The organism is Arthrobacter sp. A2-55 (assembly GCF_025548615.1).
Lineage (GTDB): Bacteria > Actinomycetota > Actinomycetes > Actinomycetales > Micrococcaceae > Specibacter > Specibacter silviterrae.
This window is the reverse complement of record NZ_JAJLOZ010000025.1, coordinates 1-19,940: the sequence shown is the minus strand read 5'-3', so window position 1 is coordinate 19,940 and position 19,940 is coordinate 1. Positions and strand designations below refer to the sequence as shown.

The 19,940-nt window shown below is 64.3% G+C and carries 16 protein-coding genes; 3 read left to right on the top strand and 13 right to left on the bottom strand.

The annotated features are described in order from the left end of the window. Window positions 1-151 precede the first annotated feature (151 nt). The 12 genes from LPN03_RS08815 to LPN03_RS08760 all read right to left on the bottom strand — a co-directional run bounded on the left by LPN03_RS08815 (window position 152) and on the right by LPN03_RS08760 (window position 16,940). Window positions 152-4,114, bottom strand: coding sequence for a helix-turn-helix domain-containing protein (locus LPN03_RS08815; RefSeq protein WP_262453935.1), 3,963 nt, complete (start codon window positions 4,112-4,114; stop codon window positions 152-154). 1,073 nt (window positions 4,115-5,187) lie between these two features. Then, a complete protein-coding gene (locus tag LPN03_RS08810) occupies window positions 5,188-5,688 on the bottom strand; it encodes a single-stranded DNA-binding protein (RefSeq protein ID WP_262453933.1) in 501 nt (166 codons plus the stop codon). 59 nt (window positions 5,689-5,747) lie between these two features. Beyond that, complete coding sequence (locus LPN03_RS08805; RefSeq protein WP_262453932.1) at window positions 5,748-6,914, bottom strand: ArdC-like ssDNA-binding domain-containing protein; 1,167 nt, start codon at window positions 6,912-6,914, stop codon at window positions 5,748-5,750. Window positions 6,915-6,965: 51 nt separating this feature from the next. Then, window positions 6,966-7,499 (bottom strand): hypothetical protein, encoded by a 534-nt coding sequence (locus LPN03_RS08800; protein ID WP_262453931.1) that lies wholly within the window; start codon window positions 7,497-7,499, stop codon window positions 6,966-6,968. Then, complete coding sequence (locus LPN03_RS08795) at window positions 7,486-9,297, bottom strand: type IV secretory system conjugative DNA transfer family protein (protein ID WP_262453930.1); 1,812 nt, start codon at window positions 9,295-9,297, stop codon at window positions 7,486-7,488. Before LPN03_RS08795 ends, LPN03_RS08800 begins: the two co-directional genes overlap by 14 nt. Beyond that, window positions 9,294-10,754: an ATP-binding protein gene (locus LPN03_RS08790; RefSeq protein ID WP_262453929.1), complete on the bottom strand. Its 1,461-nt coding sequence runs from the start codon at window positions 10,752-10,754 to the stop codon at window positions 9,294-9,296. The genes LPN03_RS08795 and LPN03_RS08790 overlap by 4 nt, the downstream gene beginning before the upstream one ends. Next, complete coding sequence (locus LPN03_RS08785; RefSeq protein WP_262453928.1) at window positions 10,751-12,223, bottom strand: SCO6880 family protein; 1,473 nt, start codon at window positions 12,221-12,223, stop codon at window positions 10,751-10,753. The genes LPN03_RS08790 and LPN03_RS08785 overlap by 4 nt, the downstream gene beginning before the upstream one ends. After that, on the bottom strand, window positions 12,216-13,631 hold the full coding sequence (locus tag LPN03_RS08780; RefSeq protein WP_262453927.1) for a type IV secretion system protein: 1,416 nt from the start codon (window positions 13,629-13,631) through the stop codon (window positions 12,216-12,218). Before LPN03_RS08780 ends, LPN03_RS08785 begins: the two co-directional genes overlap by 8 nt. A 9-nt stretch (window positions 13,632-13,640) precedes the next feature. Continuing rightward, window positions 13,641-13,928 (bottom strand): hypothetical protein, encoded by a 288-nt coding sequence (locus tag LPN03_RS08775; protein WP_165183043.1) that lies wholly within the window; start codon window positions 13,926-13,928, stop codon window positions 13,641-13,643. A 109-nt stretch (window positions 13,929-14,037) separates the two neighbouring features. Continuing rightward, complete coding sequence (locus LPN03_RS20790; RefSeq protein ID WP_316255759.1) at window positions 14,038-15,189, bottom strand: C40 family peptidase; 1,152 nt, start codon at window positions 15,187-15,189, stop codon at window positions 14,038-14,040. Beyond that, window positions 15,189-15,695 (bottom strand): hypothetical protein, encoded by a 507-nt coding sequence (locus tag LPN03_RS08765; RefSeq protein WP_262453926.1) that lies wholly within the window; start codon window positions 15,693-15,695, stop codon window positions 15,189-15,191. The genes LPN03_RS20790 and LPN03_RS08765 overlap by 1 nt, the downstream gene beginning before the upstream one ends. Before the next feature lie 444 nt (window positions 15,696-16,139). Beyond that, window positions 16,140-16,940: a sigma factor gene (locus LPN03_RS08760; RefSeq protein ID WP_262453925.1), complete on the bottom strand. Its 801-nt coding sequence runs from the start codon at window positions 16,938-16,940 to the stop codon at window positions 16,140-16,142. A gap of 311 nt (window positions 16,941-17,251) precedes the next feature. Between LPN03_RS08760 and LPN03_RS08755 the strand changes: the two genes are divergently transcribed. Beyond that, entirely contained in the window at window positions 17,252-17,629 is a 378-nt protein-coding gene (locus LPN03_RS08755; protein ID WP_262453924.1) for an ArsR/SmtB family transcription factor, read from the top strand. Here LPN03_RS08755 and LPN03_RS08750 read toward each other — a convergent pair. After that, complete coding sequence (locus tag LPN03_RS08750; RefSeq protein ID WP_262453923.1) at window positions 17,565-18,038, bottom strand: hypothetical protein; 474 nt, start codon at window positions 18,036-18,038, stop codon at window positions 17,565-17,567. The genes LPN03_RS08755 and LPN03_RS08750 overlap by 65 nt on opposite strands. A 517-nt stretch (window positions 18,039-18,555) precedes the next feature. On the opposite strand from LPN03_RS08750, the gene LPN03_RS08745 reads away from it, so the two are divergent. Both LPN03_RS08745 and LPN03_RS08740 read left to right on the top strand, forming a co-directional pair. Further along, window positions 18,556-18,987, top strand: a complete 432-nt coding sequence (locus LPN03_RS08745; protein WP_262453922.1) for a hypothetical protein — start codon at window positions 18,556-18,558, stop codon at window positions 18,985-18,987. Between the two features lie 92 nt (window positions 18,988-19,079). Next, a partial coding sequence (locus LPN03_RS08740) for a DDE-type integrase/transposase/recombinase (protein WP_262453921.1) occupies window positions 19,080-19,940 on the top strand: 861 nt, incomplete at its 3' end.

Sequence of the window (19,940 nt, the reverse complement as noted above, 5' to 3'; positions counted from 1 at the left end):
TGTCTAACAGCGCTTGGCGCAGACACAACATTGTTGTGTCCGCGCCAAGCGGCGGGTGTTTCGGGTCCGTTCGTCAAAAATATGACCCAATGGCTGGAAACCAAGTAACGTCGCGCGAAAAGACCATTAAGTTGACTGTCCCACGACTGTTTTAGCCGTCGTCACTCATTCTCTCGGCTTCGGAATCAAGACGCTGAGCGTCATGCTGGTAGCTGTCTGCGATGCCTCGCAGTACACGTGCGGTGCGCGGCCATTGAGCGGAAATTTTACTCGCCGCATCCCGGTATTTCTTTTCGAGTTCGCGTTCCTGGTCACCCCCATCGAAGACACCTCGAGTGGTGAACCCCCTTTTGCTGCTCTTGCCGATGTGCAGTCCGGTGTCGAGCCGTGCGTTGCCGATGTTCTCGATGATCTCGCGAACCGGTTCCGCGGGCCAGACGCCGTCGTTACCCACGGGACTTGATGCGAGAACTTGGCCGATCTGTTCATCCCCGATTGCAGTCCGCTTGCTGTCGGAGAAAGCGAGACGGGCACCTCGCACCCAATTAATAAGGTGAGAGCCATCGATGGTGCCGTCTTCGGCGAGGCCTGGGAGAGTATGCCAGTTACGAAGAACACTGTAGGACAGGTGAGCGAAGGCTTTCTCCTGGGCCGTGAGGGACCGCTTTGGTTCGTCATCGCTGCGGAAGAGGGCGTTGATCATGTTTACGAAGTCGCTTGGATCCGTTCCGAGCGCACGGTAGAGCGCCCCGGAGGGTTGGTGATCATGCAGCAGTTCAAAGAACATGAACTCATATGCCGGAAGGTCCTTGTCGTCGTGAAAGTGCTGCTCCATGTATTCCAAGACGTTGCCGACGTAGTAGCTAGTCATGGTCGTGTCGTGGATGGGGCCGGCCCCATTGCGGAGCGCGTTGAGGACAGACTTGATGAGGCCGACGCCCGGCTCCTGATTGTCGTTCAGCATTGCGCTGAGGAGCCCCACGGCGTCCCATGGACGACCGTGCTCCACGAGCAGACCAATGGCTTCTGCTCGCTCATCGGCGGCGGCGTAATGAGGCTGTGCTCGCTCCCAATACGCGGCTTCGAGATCCTTTCCGAGGATGGCAATCTTGGTCCAATATTGCTTCGCAAACGGTACGGCTGCCATGAGCGTCTCCCGTGAGGACGTTTCCTCCAGTGCAGGGCTGGCAAGCGCAGTGCTGAGCCAAGAAAAGCCCTCACCATTAATACTGTCGCTGGCGAAGATCAAAGCGGCATGTCGCAGGTTTTGTTCCCCTGAACTGAGCCAACCGAGGATCGCACTCTCGGGGGCGTCTTGCCTTGACGAAAGCATGTGCCCAATGACGTGCGGAGTTTTCACCTCAACCGTCAGCGCGGCTAACGCGTCCACCCCAAGGGCGAGAACCTCTTCGAGGGCCTCATGTTGCAAATGAGCTAGTTCGACGTTGTACCCTTCTTCTCCCCACTTGAGGTTGGGGATGTGCGCACGCCAGTCAAAGAGGCTCGAGAACCGGCGGGCGTCCTGGGCAGGTGTTAGATCTTCGGCGACAGCGCGAAGGAGCGCCACATCGTCGGAGGGCATGGCCCACTCGGCGTCGGCATACTCTTCGTGTTTGTCTGCCTCGCCGGTCAACGCCTCCCACATCGCATACCGTTCTTCGTCCGTCCAAGTGTGGGCACTGACGACTTCACGTAGCTTTTCAATAACCCGCCGCCGCTCATCGGCAGGGAGCTTGGAGATCTTCAGAACAAGCACCAGCCACCGTTCAACGCTGGCGCCTACGGCACTAATTGCAAGTGCCACCAAGGCGTGAACAAAGCGACCCCAATCGGTATAGCTGACGGACTGCGTAGCTGGAATCCAATCCCGATAAGTGGGTGAGCTCGGGGCGAGAGCGGTCAGGTGATTGTCCGGCCACACTCCCATGATGAGCTTCCACCCAACGTCGGGTTCGCGCTGCAGCAGCCGTTGGATGACCGCGAGCTTGTCGTCGATGGTGGCACCGCTTTGGGAGAGCCAACCCGCGGCGACGATCTGAAGGCTCTCGATCGGACGGTTACTGAGCCGACCACCCGGGTCGAGTGAAGATAGTCGGCCGAGCAGAATCGCCGCGCGCCCAAAGTAGTCCGGTGACCAGCAAAGTGTTTCGATCGCCCACAAGAGACTCGGGTGCGGCGATGAAGGGCCGAACAGGCCGTCCTGCCCTTGATCTTTGAACATTGTTCGAAGAACAGGGTGTGATTGTTCGAGGTCAAGCTCAACTGCGTCCAGAAATACTTCAGGCGCCGCTTCTGCAAATGCGGGGAGGGCGGCGGAAAGTCGAGCCCATGTCGTGCCGGATTCGTCGGCATTTGCACTCGTAAGTAACGCGCGGACGATGTTATTGACGTGAACCTGCATGTAGAGGTCTGCTGGAAGTTCAACATCGCTCACCGCCGCGAGTGCCAGACCGTTTGCGAGACCCTTCTTCAATGATTCGGAGTATGGCGGTGTCGTGCCCTGTGCACTCGCTGTCAATCGAGCAACGGTGTCCATGCCCTGATAGGGGTCAGGTTCGAGCAACACTTCTGGTATCACTTCAGCCCAACGCGCCAGGTCGCTGTCGGTGAGGGCAGGCAGAAGCAGCAGTGCGGCCTCTGCTGGAGACGTTAGCCTCCATGTGCCACCGGAGCGAACAAAGGGGGCATCGCTGCGGCTGGCGAGGCTCTTCAGGAGGCGTTCCATGTCTTCCCGTGATCGCCCCGTCAACTTCTCCAGGGCGGTTAGATCACCGTTTTGGTTTGTCCAAGTCCCGGCTAGTACAAGGGGTGCGAGGATGGCAGCATGCTCAGGCTTGGCGACCCATTCTGGCTTGCGGAATCGTGGCTCGAGTGCGATTGAACGGATGAGCGCAGCAACGCTGCGACGCGCGAGAGCTACCATCCTCTCCGCCTTATTCGAGTCGGAGACCGTTGCCTTCAAGGCGTCGCGGGCGGCAACGCGGTCGATCTTTCGAAGCTCGATGCCCTTCCCTCCGCGAACGACGTCGTCGGGCTCTGCGATCAGGACGATGCGGTGTCCGCCGTTTACCGCCGCCGCGAGATCGGGCGCGCCCTCAAACTGCGGCACGAGGATGAGAGGGATGGCCGACTCGGCCAGTCGGTGCCACGCTCCTGCGTCAGTAACCACGATGGTGCGGTAGAGGAGGTCCTCGTGCGATTCCAATGCAGCGAACACGAACGCCAAGGCGTCGTCCTGCCACTGAGCAATCAGCGTCACGATCGCATCGGTCCGCGCCGCGCCTGTAAGGGCGGCACGCAGCTCAACTGATGCTGCTGAACGCCCGGCGGCGAAGAAGCTTGGCGGAAGAGTAGTCTCGGTGCGCCCCTGGAACGAGTTCCACCAACGATCGATTGCCTGTGCATCGCGAGGCCGGTATCCGAGGCGCTCCGAGATCCAATAGTGCACGGAAGGAGACGCCTGAAGCCAACCTTCAAGGCGGTGCGCATCGATGGCCATAACGTCGGCGAACTTCTTTTCGGCCTTACGGTCTGATGCCCATCTCTTCGCTCCTGCCCAGTTGCGAGGCGTCGCGAACACGAAGACTGCCCCAGCGTCATTTGGGTGTGACAGCACGCGCTTGTCGTAGTCGTCCTGCGCCTTGCCCTTTGAGTTGGCCTCGGTTCCGAACTCGAACCGCAGCTCGCCGGATGGGAGATACGTGCTTCCGGAGGATGTGGCCGTGCCATCCCACCCCGGCGCCGCGCCACCCTCGTGTGAGCGCACATCGACGTTGGTAACGCCGGGCGTCACTGCCAGAAGGCGACGGATCAGTTCCGGGAACGTGCCCTTGGCATCGTCACGCGCTGCCCAACTGGCGAGCTCATTGGCACTGATCAGCTCAGGTCCATCGGTTCGCAGGGCGGGAGCTACTGATGAGGCACTTTCGCCCCGCGCCTTCAGGAGGCGTTCGACTTCGTCGCGGGCGAAACGATGTTGCGAAGATCCGGAGAGCTTGGCTGACACCAATGTGCCTCCCCTCGCCCAGTTCCTGACGGTGTTCTCGTGCACATTTAACAACTTGGCGGTTTCACGAACGTTCAAGAAGGGCTTGAGATCAGATTCATTGTTCACAATAATATTGTAGCATCTTGTGGACTTTGTGGACTTTGTGGACTTTTCCTACTCCTTCTCCTATTTGGAGCGATGGAACCCCGATCGACGCGATGGATGAGTCCGCGAGCTCTGGAGGCAGCGGAGACCGTACGATCTGAGTTCGACCCATCTCGCCGCAGGGCCAGCCAAAATTGTTGGTGAGCCAGTTCAAGGTGTACCGAGGCGTCCGTATCTCACTTTGGAATGCCGCCGAAGTTGAGTCTTGCAACTCTGGAGTTACGAGGTGTCTCACCGTCTGAGCGGACACTCATGCGGTGATGCTCGAATAGTCGCGTGTTCGTTTGCGATGCTCCACAGCGGACAATTCTCACAACTATGTCTCGAAACGTTCTCGAAGAATCAGTGCATCCACCGTTAGTTATGAGACTCTTCGACGCTGCCTTGATCATACTGACCGGCTACGTACGTGTTCCGACGCGGCGCTTGTCCAAAGTTCGGCAACACGAGTTCCTCTAGGCCGCCAGAATACGACGCGAGGGCCTCGATGTGGATCACAGCGTCTTCAGGATGCGAGCTCCACGACCTGAATTTTGCCGAGGGCTCGACGCGCTCGCCAGGGGCTACACCTTCGTGACCACGACGCTGCATTGACTTGGGCGCATCAGCCATAACGTGCTCGCTTTGGCCGGCCGGTCAGCAAGCCGTGGCGGTTTCATCACGACCAGCAATCCTGTATCGGAGGCCAGGAATACCCGAAGACGTTTCTCGCGAGAATCGTATTGACAGATGGCCAGCTGCTGCGGACCTCAGGATTCTATACAGGCTGGGCATCTGGGTAGCCAAGATCTTCGGCGCCATCGATATCGATGAGAACTTCTTTGAGTCATATTATTGTGTTCCACAAAATAAGAAGGAGGCTCCGACGAATCGGAGCCTCCAACACCAACCAATTACCAACCAAGGAAATTTCGAAGGCGCAGAGTCAAGCTATCACGCTCTTGGCGGAGTCATCACTCAGCTTATGGACGACCAACTGACGGCGGTATGCTGGCCGACTTCTGGTCGCCGCAAGGCCACCGCTCATTTCTGGATCACATCCGCAGACCGTTGACAGAAACCCCGGCCACAGAGGGCGCTGACAGCGGCTGGGCAGGTGCGGTTCCCCAAGTAGTAGCCACCCCGGGCTCCGCTTGGTCAGGCCCGTGGGCTGCAACGGACGCACCAAGGTTTGCCTTGGGCGTACGCGCGTAAGAGGACGTTCCGAACCGGAGGTCGGGGCCAACAGTCTCTGCGACGATTCGGCGCGCTTCGTGCTGGGCGCCGTCCTTATCGTAGGACCTGAACTCCAACTCGCCTGCGACCGTGACGGGGTCTCCCTTCTTGAGGGAGGCTGCCACATTTTCGGCCAGGGCCCGGAAGGCGGAGACGTTGTGGAAAACGGGGATGCCGTCGCGCCAGGTGCCGTCGGCTTCCTGGAAGCGCTGGTTGACCGCGACACGCAGCTTGGCGTGGGCGATGCCGGATTCCCCGTAGGAGAGTTCCGGGTCGGCGACGAGGTTGCCGTTGATGCTGACTGGGATTCTGGTGCCCATTTTATTTCCCTACCTTTCTTGGCCCCGGCCGGTGTGTCCTGCCAGGAGACTTGCATGGTTTATGAGATGTCGATCTTCGACGTGATGTCGAGTGCTTGGTGGCCGGTAACTGGCCCGGTGAGGTCGCCGCGTTCGTAGGCAACGGCCATGCTGGCCGTCGCGGGCTTGCCGCCGAGGTTGTCGGGGTCCGTGACTTCGAGGATGGAGCGGCAGGCTGATGTCACGCGGGCCAGGGTGGACCGTGCGATCTCAAGGCGGTTGGTCGGGACCTTCCCGGTTGCCGGGCCGGCTGTGCTGAATTGTTCGACGGCCAATACCTGGTCGGCCCAGCCGGCGAGGTAGCTGCCGGATTGGGCGCTGCGGTCGATGCCGTGGGCGCGCAGCACGGTGTAGGCGACGGACTCTGCTTCGACTTCGGCTAGGCCGCGGTGGTCCAGTCCGCTTCCATAGAGTTGCCCGAGTTTGTCGCCGGGTCCGTGGAGGCAGACGTGGCCGAGTTCGTGGGCCAACACGGCCAGGCGTTGCTCTGGTCCCAGCCAGGCGCCGATCTGGACCTTCTTGTTGGCAAAGTCGGTGTATCCGCTGGACATGCCGTACTGGTTCATGGATTTTTCGACGGTGAATCCGTTGCGCTGCGCAAATTCCACCAGGGAGGGCCAGAGCCCCATGGGTGAGGAGCCCGCGCCCTGCATGGGGCGGGGGATGTAGATGGGCTGCCCCTCCGTTTGGGACACGTCAAAGACTGCCTGGGTCCGCCAACCGACTATCTTTCGCCGGTCTCCTTGCTCGTCGCTTGAGCTGGCGTGCTCCGCACCGCTAGACCCCGTCTTGGCGTCGTCGCCCGGTTCCACGTCCGTGTTTCTGGGTGCTGTCCGCGGTGCGAGGACCCACAGGGCGTGCTCGCCCTTGACGACGTTGCGGCCGTGACGTTCCCATTCTCGGAATCCTGCAACGAGCAGGGGCGACTGCTGCCCGCGTTCTTCCATTTGTGCCATGAGCAGGGCGATGTTGCCGCCGGAGTACCGCCACAGCGTTGCCGAGGTGTCCAGGAGCATGTGCCAGCGCCCGGGGGTGGAGACGGCGTTCTCCAGCAGCGCGTGCAGTTGCTGGGTCAGCGCGGCGAGCCGGTCATCACTGGCCAGACGTGGCCCGGCAGCCCGTGCGCCGGCGGAGTGCTTGCCGCCCGCATCCGGGGTGCCCGTGTGGTTGTTTGCCGTAGGGGCCACGACGGCCGCCTCCCTTGCCTCTAAATCGTTTCCCCGCGTTTGCGGGGTTACTTATCCATGGTCGAAAGTGCCTTCAACCGCATGACCGACGTCCGCGGAATTGCTGGTCGGGATCTGGTGCGGCTCGGCCGCCCAGGCCAGGAAGTCCGGGTCATCGGCGCGCAGGTGACGGGGGTTTGCCTCGCGGTGGGCCTGGAGCCCGACGCAGCCGATGGTCCGGGTTTCCTGCCTGAGGCGTTCGATGGCCAGGGGCAGGCGCTCGTGGAATCCGAGGGGCCCGAACCCGGGGTCGGTTGGTGTGTAGGAGGCCAGTTCAGCCTGTTGCAGGGCGTACAGCTCGGCGACGAGTTCCGGGTGCCGCCACCAGCAGTCCGGGATGACCGACGTTGTCAGCCGGTAGGTGGCAACAAGCCAGGACACCCACCGGGCCAGAGCTGTCCAGGCTTTGGGTGCGGTGACGCTGTCTAGGTCCCGCCACCGGTAGGTGGGGTCGGCCGCTTCGCTGGGCGAGCCGTCCGGGGAGCTGCCCGAGGCAATGTCACTGAAGAGTGCTGCGGCTGTGTCGTCGTCGTCAAACAGGTTCATCGCGGGTCTCCTTGTCCATGGCTTGTTGGTGGATGTGGCCTTGGGCGAGGGCGTCCTCTGCCTCGATCTTGAACCTGCCCAGGGCGGCTGCGTCCCGGCGTTGGTGCCAGCCGCGCAGGTCAAGGAGGATGGGCCGGGTGCGCCGGCCGAGCATCAGGGCCGTCCCCACGGGCAGGCGGCGAATTTCGTGCAGGGCAATGACGGGCAGGTCCCTGACCTGTTCTCCCTCCTGTCGGCCTTGGGATGACCAGGAGTGGGTTCTGTACGTGTGGCGCCGCTCCCCCAGCAGGGAGGCAAGGTCGCGCAGGTCCCTCTCGTCAGAGCCGCCGCCGAAGATTACCTTGATGATGGCGGATTCCCAGATGGTGGAGGCTTCTTCGATGGACCAGCCCGAGCGGGCCTGGGAGAGGGATTGGAGCACGACCATAGTGGAGATCCCGATGCCACCGCCGTCGGAGAGGACGATGGGCAGTCCCGGCCACGGTGAGAGGTTGGCGATTTCATCCAGGATCAGGGACAGGGGCGGATCGAGCCTGCCGCCGGGTGCGGTGAAGGCCATGTCCCTGGCAGCGGCGTCAATGTCGTCAATCAGTGCCGACAGGTAGGGCCCGGCCGCGGCTGAGCCGGACTTGGTCCCGATCAGGTACAGCGTCCCCTTGTCCCGGATGAAGGTTTTGGGATCGAATTCGTCCTCCCGGCTTGCGGGGTCCAGGGCTGCGAGGATCCGGGGTGAGGAGAGGGGTGCGACGGCGGCGGAGACCCCGATCCATGAGTTGGAGGTGTTTCGAGGGTCGTCCTCGAGGATGCCCAACAGGTCCGAATGCCAGCCCAGCGCGGCGCGCGGGCCGTGCAGGATGTCCAGGGCTTCGGTGGCCAGTGTCGGGTTCGATGACCAGCGCCGGAAGGCCTGGATGCCTTCGCCGGAGAGGGCTGCGGCGTGGAGCAGGCATTGGAGGACTATTTGTGCCCGCTTTTGCCAGGCGGCGTTCTCACCGCTCATTTTGGAGTCAGCGGAGATGACCATCGCCCGCCGCACGGCCACGTCGGGGTCCTCACAGCCTCGCACCGGGGACCAGCGCAGGGTAGAGCCCAGACCGGACATGCCCTGCGGGTCAAAGACGGTGACGGGGCGCCCGCCGGAGGCCCGGGCCTGCATGGTGACGGCCAGGTTGTCGGCACGGGTGGACGTCGTCACCACCGCCCCTGGGGCGTCCAGGATGGCGTTGATGACCACGAAGAGCCCCTTCCCGGACCGTGGGGCGCCCTGGATGACCATGGATTCCTCGGTCGAGACGTGGACTTTGGTGCCGCGCGAGGCGCCGAGGCTCCAGGACACGTCAGCCAACGACGGGTGCTTCAGTCCGGGGCGGGTGATCCTGCCCCGTTTCAGGGCGGCCCGCCGGCCAAATTCGCGCACGACTTCGGCCCGTTGGGCCATGCCGTCCCGTCCGAGGATGTCCTGGCGAAGCCATGCCCCGGATTGGCGCCAGCTGCGCCACAGCAGCCAGGCTGCGATGACTCCCACCAGGAGCAGGACCAACACCGGGCCGAGAAGGGCCCAGACGGTGCCGACACCCAGATTGCAGCCCGGTGGGGGTTGCCCGATGGCGGCAAGGTTACCGGTGAACAGTCCGACGGCAGCCACCGGGCTCGGCGGGCCTCCCAGCCCACGCCCGCATTTCCAGTGGGAGGCCACGTTCGCTGCCGCGTATGTCAGGCCGCTGAAGCCGACAAAGGTTGCCCCGCAGACCAGTCCGGTCGTGATGAGGGGTGTGGAGTCTGCGTGGGCGAGGTTCATGGCATCATCCTGTGATCGGTGCTGAAGACTTTGAGTTCGTCGCTGGTGACCTGGTTGGCGACGATGAAGGAGCGGTTGCCGACTTTCCACAGGCCAACCCCTTTGGGGAGTTCCTCGACTTGGGCGCATTCGGCCTCGGTGAGGCCGAGGGCGTCCTTGGTCAGGCGCATGGAGTCGTGTTTTTGGCGGTAGATGATGCGGGTGTCGGCCTCGGTGAGCAGGCCGAGGGCTTTTTGGCGGTGGCCACTGGTGCTGTCGCCGATCTCGTTCAGGTCGGCGACCTTGTGCATGATGAGCAGGTTCGCGATGCCGTAGGTGCGGGCCAGGCGCCACTGTTCACTCATTTTGAGAAGCATGTAGGGGTCCGCGAGCATGCGCCATCCCTCGTCGTAGACGACGATGCGTTTGCCGCCGTCGGGGTTGGTGATGGCTGCTTCCAGCCAGGTGGCCCCGCAGGCGGCGGCCAGGGAGAGGGCTTGTTCGGAGGCGCCGATCAGGGCGGAGGTGTCCATGACCATCATGGGCGCGTCGGCGTCGAAGGAGACGGTGGAGGGTGCGTCGAACATGCCTTCCAGGTCCCCGGAGACGGTGCGCCGCAGGGAGTGGGCGACGGCGCGGCCGCCGTCGGGCCCCACGAGTTCCTGGGTCTCCCTTGAGGGGTTGAGCAGGTGGTCCAGGACCATGGGCAGTGTGGGTGTCGTGTTGGCGGCGACCGCTTCGGTCAGGGCCATGTCCAGGGCGGTGTGTTCGACCGGATGCATCGGGACCCCTTGGCGCATGAGGGAGACGAGGGCGACGAGAAGTTGGCGGCGGCGTTGCCGGACGACGGCCTGCCATTGGGCGTTGGTCAGGTCCCTGGAGCGGGGGCCGGCGTCGAGCGGATTGACCCGGGTGGACCGGCCTGGGCCGACGGAGATGACTTTCCCGCCCACGGCGTTGGCCACGGGGACCCATTCGCCTTTGGGGTCGGAGGCGACGGCGGCCTTCCGGCCCAGGGTGATGGAGCGGGCGACGAAGGATTTGCCGCACATGGACTTCCCCGTCCCCACGGTGCCGATGACCACGATGGAGGGGCCGCTGATGACGCCCTTGTCGTAGAGGACCCAGGGGTCGTAGGAGAACGCGCCGGAGCCGAAAACGTCGCTGCCGATGTAGGTGCCTTCGTGTCCGAGGCCGGATTCGGTGATGAACGGGTACGCGGCGGCGAAGGTCATGGTGGAGGCCCGGTGCGGGGACGGGTGCAGCCGGTGCGGGCCCCTGAACGAGTGCGGCCCGAAGGGCTGCTGCTGGTTGGTGCTGGTGCCTCCTTCCTCGTCGCCGGCCAGCGGCCCCATCCTTGTCCAGAAGGGTTCCTGTCGGCCGGCGACGGTGTGGCCCTGCAGTTGGCGGCGTTGCCGCCGGTCGCTGCGGGACTCATGACTGGGGATGAACGTGATCGCCTGCGGGGTGGTTTTCATTTCAGCCCCCGCCCGAGGGGCAGTCCCCCGGCGATGAAGGCGGGCCACTGCTCGCCCACGAGGAGGCGTAGTTCCACGAAGGCGCTGGCTGCGGCTGATTCGAGTTCCTGCCGGTGGCTGGAGAGTTCCTCCAGGGAGTCAGCGGTGATGGTGATGTAGGCGGCGGGGCGGACGTCGCCGTGCCCGGCGACGATCTCGTCCTCGCGCTGTTGGACTTCCTCTTCCTCGGCCCTTTGTTCGCGGGTGGTGGGGCGGTCAAACTTGGCATTGATCCGCCGCCGGGTTTCGTGGGCTTCGTGGGCGGAGCGGATGTCCTTGAGGGCCTGGTCTGTGGGGATGGCCTTGATGACCTGGGTGACGGTGTGGCGAAAGCTGCCCACGTAGACCAGGGGGTGGAGGAAGCCGGGGAAGACTTTTTGGCGGGGCCATTCCGCGATCCAGAAGGTTTGGTGGAAGCCGCTGTCGGTGCGGAGGTAGGACCAGTGTTCTTCCTGGGCCATGGGGCCGGCCTGGGACGGGTCAACGCCGCTAAAGGTGCCGGTTCGTTGGGAGGTGCGCATGACCGATTCCGGGTCGAACGCTCCGCGGATGGCGGCGGCGAGGCTTCTGTCGCTGAGCCATTCCTCCACGATGACGCCGTGGGTTTTCAGCCCGGTGCGCAGGGCATGGATTTCCGAGCGCAGGGTGGCCTCCAGCCCCGTGGTTCCGCCGCCTGCGTCGTGGATCCGCCGCCGTGCTTTGGTGGTGTCCATGACGAGGGTGAGGAGGATTTCATGGCTGGAGGCTGTTCCGGCGGCGGCGATGAGGTCTTGGTAGGAGCTGTCGCCCCAGCCCGTGGCCGGGGTGCGGCCGCCGCGGGTGGCGGTTTGCTGGTCGTAATAGTCTTGGAGGGCGGTGGCCGGGAACTGGACCGTGTGGTCCTGGATGGCAATTCGGGCAACGGCGGGCCTCTTGGCGAGGGCGGCCTGGACGCGGGACCAGGCTTGGACGGCGTAGGCCTTGTCAGCGTCGTCGAGCAGGGCAAAGGCCCCTGCCGTACAGCGCAGGACGGCGAAGGCCTCACGGGCCTGGGCATCGACGACGAAGCACTCACCGGTGGCGGTGCGGTGGATGGCAAGGGTGGCGAGCCCGCCGGGCAGGACGAGGGTGCCGACCGGGACCGGGTCCTCGGTGGGCAGGAAATAGGTGGTTTGCCCGTTCAGTCGCCGCAGCAGGTACCGGGCGCCCGTGAACGCCCAGAGGGGGTAGGGGGTGCGCTCGTACTGCAGGAAGCCAAAGAGCAGCAGGAACATCCAGGCCGGGCTGGATCCCATGATTGCCCCGGAACCGCCGATGGCCGAGGAGAGGGCGGCGATGAGGATGCCGCCGCAGGCGAGTGCGAGCTGGTACCACTGCAGGCCGATGATCACGCCGCGTCGCTCGTGCCGGGGGAAGCTGACCGGTTGCAGTGCGTTGCTGTTCTCACTCATGGTGCTCTCCCGTTTGTGGCGGTCTGATGGGTGGGTTGCCGGGCCCGGTGGCGGGTGGCCGTGGCTTCGGGACGGATGTTGGGCCGGGGTTTGCCGGGCCGGGGCCCGTCCGGGTTTTGCGACCGGTTCCCGGTGCGGTGTTGCTGCCCGTTGATGGCTCCGGGGATGCCTGTGGGCGCCCTGGGTTCTTCTCCGGCCCGGGCGTTGCTGTTGGGGAAGCCTGGCCGGGCTTCGGGGCGGCGGCCGCCGGCGGTGGCGTGGTGGCGCCGCCTGGGCGTTGTTGGACCTTGGGCGTGTCGGGGGCTGCGCCAGGCTCCGGGCTGGCGTCGGCCGGCTTCTTCACGTGTGCCGTTTCCGGCTTGCTGCTTGACTGGACGACCTTGGGGCTTTTCGCGCTGCTGCTGGTCAGCAGGTGGTGGCTGCGCAGTTGCTGTCCGAGTTGCCGGCCGGCAAAGCGGGAGCTTTGTTGGGCGATGTGTCCGCCCCCTGCGGCTTGGGCGGCGGCGGCCAGTTCGCCGCCGGCGAAGCCGACCAGTTTCAGGGCCATCAGCGGTGCCGCGCAGGCCAGGGCCATGCCGACCGCGCCGGCGGCCATGCCGTCAAAGGACGTCGCGTGTGCGTAGAGTTTCACGGCGACGGCAAGGATCGTCGCCGCCAGGGGTTTTGCCAGCAGCAGGGCCACGACGATCTCGCACCACCGCCCGGCCCAGGACTTGGTCTTCTCCCATGGCATCAGCATCAGGGCGACCGGGGCGACCGCGGCCAGCACGATCAGGGCAAAGGAGCGGAAGATCATCGAGCACATCAGGATGAATGCCAGGACCCAGACAATGAGGGTGGCCATGACGGTAATCAGGATGGTTCCGACAGCCGGGTCCCCCGTCGAAGCCTGCTCTCCGAATGGGGTGGCCATCCATGCCTGCCCGGAGCCGGCCGGGCCGCGCCGGAACCCGAAGAGGCGCATGAAGACCACATAGGGGTCCGGGCCCATGGTGTCCAGCAGGGCGGTGGAGGCGCTGTCGCTGACGTGGGTCAGGGCCTGCATCAAGTACACGGCCCCTCCGACCGCCGGGACGGCGAGGAAGCCGCCGATCAGGGCGCGCCAGATCCGGCGCGGCTGCTGGGCCACCAGGCCGGAGAGAAGTTGGAGGATCATGACCACCACCAGGGGCGTCATCATGACGATGACCCACCAGCCGGTCAGCCCGTGCACGGCGGTCCATTGGGAGGCGTCGACGTTGGAGACGCCGAAGGCCCCGGAGATGAAGGACCACAGCCAGGAGGCGATGCTCTCCAAGATTCCGGCAAAGAACCCACCAAGGATTGAGGTGGCGCTGTCCTTGGCGGCGGAGGCGATTCCGCAGCCCAGGGGCCACCATCCCCCGAGGGTGCATTCCAGTGCTGGCATGACGGTTGCTCAGAAGCCCAGGTGGAAGGCGGTTTGCGACCACAGGATGTAGCCGTTGATCCCGCCGAGGATCGCGGCGACCGGGCCGGTCCACAGCAGGATCATGCCACCTCCTGAGGCGAGCCGGGATGACTGGCTGAGTTTTCCGGCGAGCAGCATGGCCGCGCCGATGATGGCGACGATGGCGATCACGATGAAGGCCCCGACGAGGATTCCTCCGCCGATTTGTTTCAGGGAGTCCAGGAACGGGAAGTTGCTGTTGGGGACGATTCCAGGGTCCACGGGCGCGAAATTCATGACACTACTCCATCCGGACGGTGAAGGCAGACGGTGCGTTTGCCTCTTCCCTTCCATGCCCGATTTCGACTCCGCCGCATGACCTGGGTGCCCATTTGCCGCTCGGTTGCTATTTTTTGCCCAGGACGGTGAAGTACCGGGTTCCGGTGTTCCAGCTGACGGGGTGGAGGAGTGTGCCGACGGATGGGTTCAGGGCGCTGTACATCATGCCGTTGCCGGCGTAGATGCCGATGTGGGCCCAGTGGTTCGGACCGTCCGGGTTCTGGACGACGAGGTCGCCGGGCTGCGGCGTGGACGTGGGCCGGCCTGCCTGCCATTGTTCGGTGCGGGGCAGCCGGATCCCGGCCTGGGCGTAGATCCACTGCACATAGCCGGAGCAGTCCCAGGCCTTGAATTGCGTCCCGCCCCAGATGTAGCTGCCACCCACGCCCTCCCGGGCGTAGCGGAGAATCGCCGTCCGGGTTGCACCCAGATGTGCGGGAATTGCCGGTGGCGAAGAATTGTCTGGGGGTCCCGGTGCCGGGCACGCCTGCAGGCCTGCGGTTCCGCCGGCGGCGTTGAGGAGGGCTGCCGCCGTGGGCGCCCAGCGTTTGTAGAGTTCGGGGAAGGCTGATGCCTGCACGGCTTGGGCCGCCGCTCCCAGTGTCATGGACTCCCACCCGGGGATGTCAAGCAGCCCGCGCGGTGAGCCGTGGTTGGGGCCCTGGGGGCCACCGAAGAAGGCTTCGGCGTTGTAGGCCGGTGTCATCAGTTGCCGGGCACTGCCCCACCCGGCACTGGGCCGCTGCTGAGCCGAGCCCAGGGAGTCGTGGTCGGAGCCCAGGCCGTCGTTGGGCATGGACAGGGACTCCGGGACGGTAGGGTTGGCCAGCATCCGCAGCCCCGATTCCTGGAGGGCGACCATCAGGGAGATCTCGATCCCCCGGGCCGGCACCCCCAGGTTTGATCCCACGGAGATATAGCTCACCGCGATGCGCTGCTGGCGCTCGTCAAGGGTCAGGGGGATGCCGTCGGGTCCCGGCAGCGTCAGGTCCGCCGTGCCGTTGGCCGGCGGGACGGCCTGTCGGGACACTTTGCCCGCGGCCGCGGTGTCTCGGGAGGCCGCAAAACATGCCGTGTTTGGGTCGGCGAGGCGGGCAGTGAGAAGGCTGGCGCCGCCGGCCGCGGCTGCCATTCCCACGGGCACCAACACGACCAGGGCGGCCAGGGCGCGTTGGATCAGTCGGGCTTTCGCGATCGTGGCCAGGGCCGCCGCGGGCATCAGTAGACGATTCTGCTGGCAGTGGTGGTGAAGCCGACAAGCACGCACCGATTCGACGGCGCTGTTGCTGCCGGCGGGCAGTTCACCATGACACTGACCGGGACGCTGTAGGGGGTGGCATGGGGGTCCGTCGTCGAGCGGTCCGTCACGCTCAGTGTCACGGTGCAGACGTGCAGTCCCTTCCAGGGCGCTGGATGGTCCCTGACCTGGGCCAGCTGCCCATCACAACTCGACTGGACGGCCGTGGCGGTGCGGTAGGCCTTGTAGGCCGTGAGTTGCGCGAAGGCGGCGGCGTTGATGCCGGTCCCCTCGAACTCGTGGGTGTAGACAGTGAGCGGGTTCGACCCGTCGGCCAAGACCACCCACCAGCTGCGCACGCGCGCATACACCTGCGTGTAGGTCGACGTGCGGCTGTCCCAGGTGTACAGCGCCTCGGCTGTGGCCACGGCGTACTTCTTGAAATCGAGAGTCTGGGGCTCCCCCGGCGACACGACAGAGGCGGCCATTGGAGTGGTCGGTGCAGCTGTGGGTCCCGGCCCTTGGGCCGCTGCTGTTTGGCCCACCGGGATTTGAGAAGGTGGGGGTTGGGAAGTTGGGACACCGGCGGCCCGTTGGGGTGTGGCGGTTCCCGGTGACAGACACAATGCCGCAACCACGACTGCGATGACGCCCAGGAGTACGATCAGGAACCACTGTCGCCGGGAACGGGGCAGGTAGCTTTTCCATGCTGTTGGTCCGCGCATTGGAGACCTCCTTTACCCGTCCATGCGGCCCAGGAGCAAACGCCGCATGACCCGGCCGCAGCGGAACCGGAGCGGCCCTCTCAAGCCACGCCACGCCGTCGTGCCATCAAGACAACACGGGTGTTGTCTGCCGCTTTCAAATTGTCAGTACGTCCAAGCCCCCGGAACGCAAGAAGGCCGGGTGCAGCGACGCTGTTGGCTTGGGGACTATGAGGCTACGGCCTGGGGCGGCTGCGACATCCCGATGACTTTCAGTGCCGCCAGGTAGAGTGCCCTGGCACGTCCGGTCTGCACGGCGACGTATCTCGGCGTGACGTTGGTCTTGGCGCCAATGACGCGTAGGGCGGCGAGACGTTCCGGTCCGCTCAACCCGGGAACAACGATTGTTGCCGCGATGGCCCGGTGCAGTTCAGTGGGCAGGCATTTCGAGGCACTCACGGCCATTGCGTCGGCATTTGCTTTGTCGCAATCCACCACGGCCAGCGCGTTCCTGACCGTGATGGCCACTTGGCGCACGAAATTCAAATCCCTGTGCGCCCGGCGATAGGCCGGGGTGTCGGCACGGTCGGCCACGGCGGTTGCCGCGCCTTGACTGTCGTCATATTCATCCAAAAGAAGGAACATGGCTGACCCCCAGGCTTCCTCGCCGGCACACATCCGTGTCAGCTTCAGGACGTCCAGGGCCCATTCCCGATCGGCAACCCCGGAAGGCTCCGCCACAACGTCCTGCGGCCGATCGACGCTCGGTTGGTCGTCGGATTCCGCCGAGAACAGGGGAACGGCGTAGCGGGCAGCGGCCTTCGCGATGTGGGCCGCACACACGTGGTTGGCAATGCCCTGAACCCACGCCCCGAAGCGGACGCCCGGCAGCGGCCGGTACCGTCCCCGCGACACACCGGACCACACTGCGAGGCGGATGTCCTGCAGTACGTCCTCGAGCTCGTGGGGGAACCCAGCCCTGGCCAGGCGGGAACGAACAAACTGGGAAATATCGCCCACGGCCGTCATGACATCTTCACCACCAATATCTGGACCGTGAGCCTTGGAACCGGGCCTGAAATCGTCCGGAAGTTGGTCTTTGCGGTGGGGCCTTCGATTTGACGGGTAAGAGACCATCATCGTCTTCGTTCACGAGAAACTGCACACTATTTGGGGTAGGCCACCACACTGTCCAAAGGGAGCGACTGCATTGCGACCACGGTAGGGATCCCAGTTGCGCACCAAAATCCCAGAGAGGATATAAACCAGTGTCAGTTCATGGATTCCTGATGTCAACCCCTACTATGTCATTCTGTGGATAAATGGTGCAGAATTGAACCATGCCTAAGATCACGCACCCCGTAGACCTGGCCTGGACGGCCGATGTCGAAGCGTCAATCGAGGCGTTCGGCAATCGGGCGCGCCTCGAAATCATCCGGTATCTGGAAGGAAGCGGGCCGGTCCCGCGCGGGGACATCGTTGAAGCCGTCAGTGCCAGCGAGGCAAGCGTTGCCCAGCACCTGATTGCGCTTGAAAAAACGGGGGCCGTCGTCGTGGACATCGTCCAGGGCCGCCGGCACGGCAGGTCACCGCGCTATTCAGTGGCTGAAGAGCGCATCAAGGAACTATTGGACGCCCATCAGGACTATCTCCTTAATCGGCGGCCGGCCCTTCCCCAGGATGCAGGGCAATATCCTGATCCAAGTAGTCAACGATGATCTCCAAAGTCTCCGGCGAGACGTCACCGAGAGTCTTTGCCGCAAATGACTTGACCCTGGCGGCCCGCAGCGACTTGATGAACTCGAGCTGCCGGCCGACCATCTCAGGAGTCTCGACATCCTCGACACTGAGCAAATACTCGGGATCCACGTTGAAATAGTCAGCCAGTGCGGTCAACAGCGGCCGGTCCTGGACCAGGCGACCATTGCCATCCTTCATGTAGGACCACCGCGCCCGGGACAATCCCACCCCACGAACAGTCATCGCGGCACGAATTTCCGGAAAAGTCAGTGCCTCACCTCTCTCCGCGACAGCGACGTCAAGCAAAAGATGAAGCTTTCGAGCAAGCTCGCCCTGGGGCGTGCGCCTAGCCTCGTTGCCCGCCGTGGACGATTCCTGGTCCGCCATGTGTCTCCAATCCGATACTCGGAAGTGCTTCAAGTATGGTCCGGCCCCTCGAACGCTTCAAGAAGCCACTGCGTTGGAATGATTCGCGAAACACGCCCTGCTGTTGCGCGTCGCTGTGGATGACCGTGGGTAGGCGCGTTGCGTGCCCATGAACTTTTTGTGAATGGTTTTTCCTGTGGGCTCTTGACGTTGTTCATTGGCGGCGTCAGGCTGACGACAGCCCTTGATCCTAAATAGCGAACGACCCGGTGCCAGTTTCTAAGGCCGCACCAGGTCGCTCTAACGCGAAACGAGTCGCGCTGTGCTCACGGTAAGCCACGATCCTGCCGCTGTCGAATCCCAGCTCATCGCGCGTGATCTTGTTTGTCCGCGGTGCCCGGGCCGGCTTCGGCCGTGGGGCTTTGCCAGGGCAAGGACCATCCGTGAAGGTACGTCCCTTGTGGTGAATTGTGCGGTGACGCCGCGCAGGGGACGGTGTTGTGGTTGCGGTGCCACCCATGTCCTGCTGCCTGCGTTGTTGGCTGCACGCCGGGCTGATGCTGCCGCGGTGATCGCCTACGCGATCGAGCTGAGTACTGTTGGCGGTTTGGGTCACCGGAGGATCGCCGCGGTGGTGGATCGCCCGGCAACGACCGTCCGGGACTGGCTACGGACCTTTACCGCCAATGCCCCGGCCATTTTTGCTGCGTTCACCGCACGGGTGCACCGCGCCACGGCCCAGGCCCTGGGGTTCTGGCCTGCACCGGCACCCACGCCTGCGGCCAACGCACTGGGCATGCTTTTGGCCCATGCCCAGGTGCTGGCAGGCGAACACTCCTCCGGGCAGGGCGTGGTGGTCAGCATGCCGTGGCACTATGCCGCCCTGGCCGGGCACGGGCCGTGGTTCTTCAGCACCACCGGTTGGCCCGGCCCGGTGCAACGCCAGCCCGCCCTGCCGGCGGGGCGGTAAAGCGGCAAGGGTTGGATGCACGTGCCGCCCCCGGCTTCCCGGGTGGCGGCATGGTCCCTGATTCCACTCCTTTTGAAAGGACTGCCCTGATCATGAGTGCTTCCGCCCACCTGCCTGCCGGGCCCCTGTGCGCCCCGCCGGTATTAGCCGCCATCGCTTCCCCGGTGCCCGCCTCTATAACTCCGCGCGCGACCACGCCGTTGATGCGCAAGGAACATCGGGAAAAGATCGCCTTGTTCCGCTACCAGGTCATTAGGGCCGCTGCGGACCCGTCCCTGAGCACCCGCCAGCGCGGGCCTTTGGTGAAGGAAATCGCCGCGACCGAGCACCTGTGGCCCTTTGGCGGGACCCGCCGCTATTCCAGGGAGACACTGGACCGCTGGATCAAAGCCTGGCGGGACGGCGGATTCGACGCCCTCAAACCCGACGAGCGTTCCTGTGGCCCGGTGACGGACGCCCGTATCCTGCTGCTGGCCGAATCCCTCAAACGGGAGAAACCCAACCGGACCGCGGCCCAGGTCAAACGGATCATCACCGAAACCCTGGGGCAGGCCCCGTCGGAGACAACGCTGCTGCGCCACTTTCGGGCCAAGAACATTTCCACCGGCATCAGGGCAATGGCCACCGGCCGCTTCGAAACGGACCACTGCAATGAAATCTGGGTCGGCGACGCGCTCCACGGGCCCCGCATCGGAGGGAGGAAGACGTATTTGTTCGCGTTCCTTGACGACCATTCCCGCATGGTCACCGCCGCCCGCTGGGCGTATGCCGAGGACGCCATACGGCTCTCAGCGGTGTTGCGCCCGGCCGTGCAAACCCACGGCGTCCCCGGGACCGCCTACCTCGACAACGGAGCGGCCATGTCTGATAAGTCCCTGGCACGGACCTGCGCGAAACTAGGGATCCACCTGACTCACTCGGCCCCCTACAGGCCCCAAGGCAGGGGAAAAATT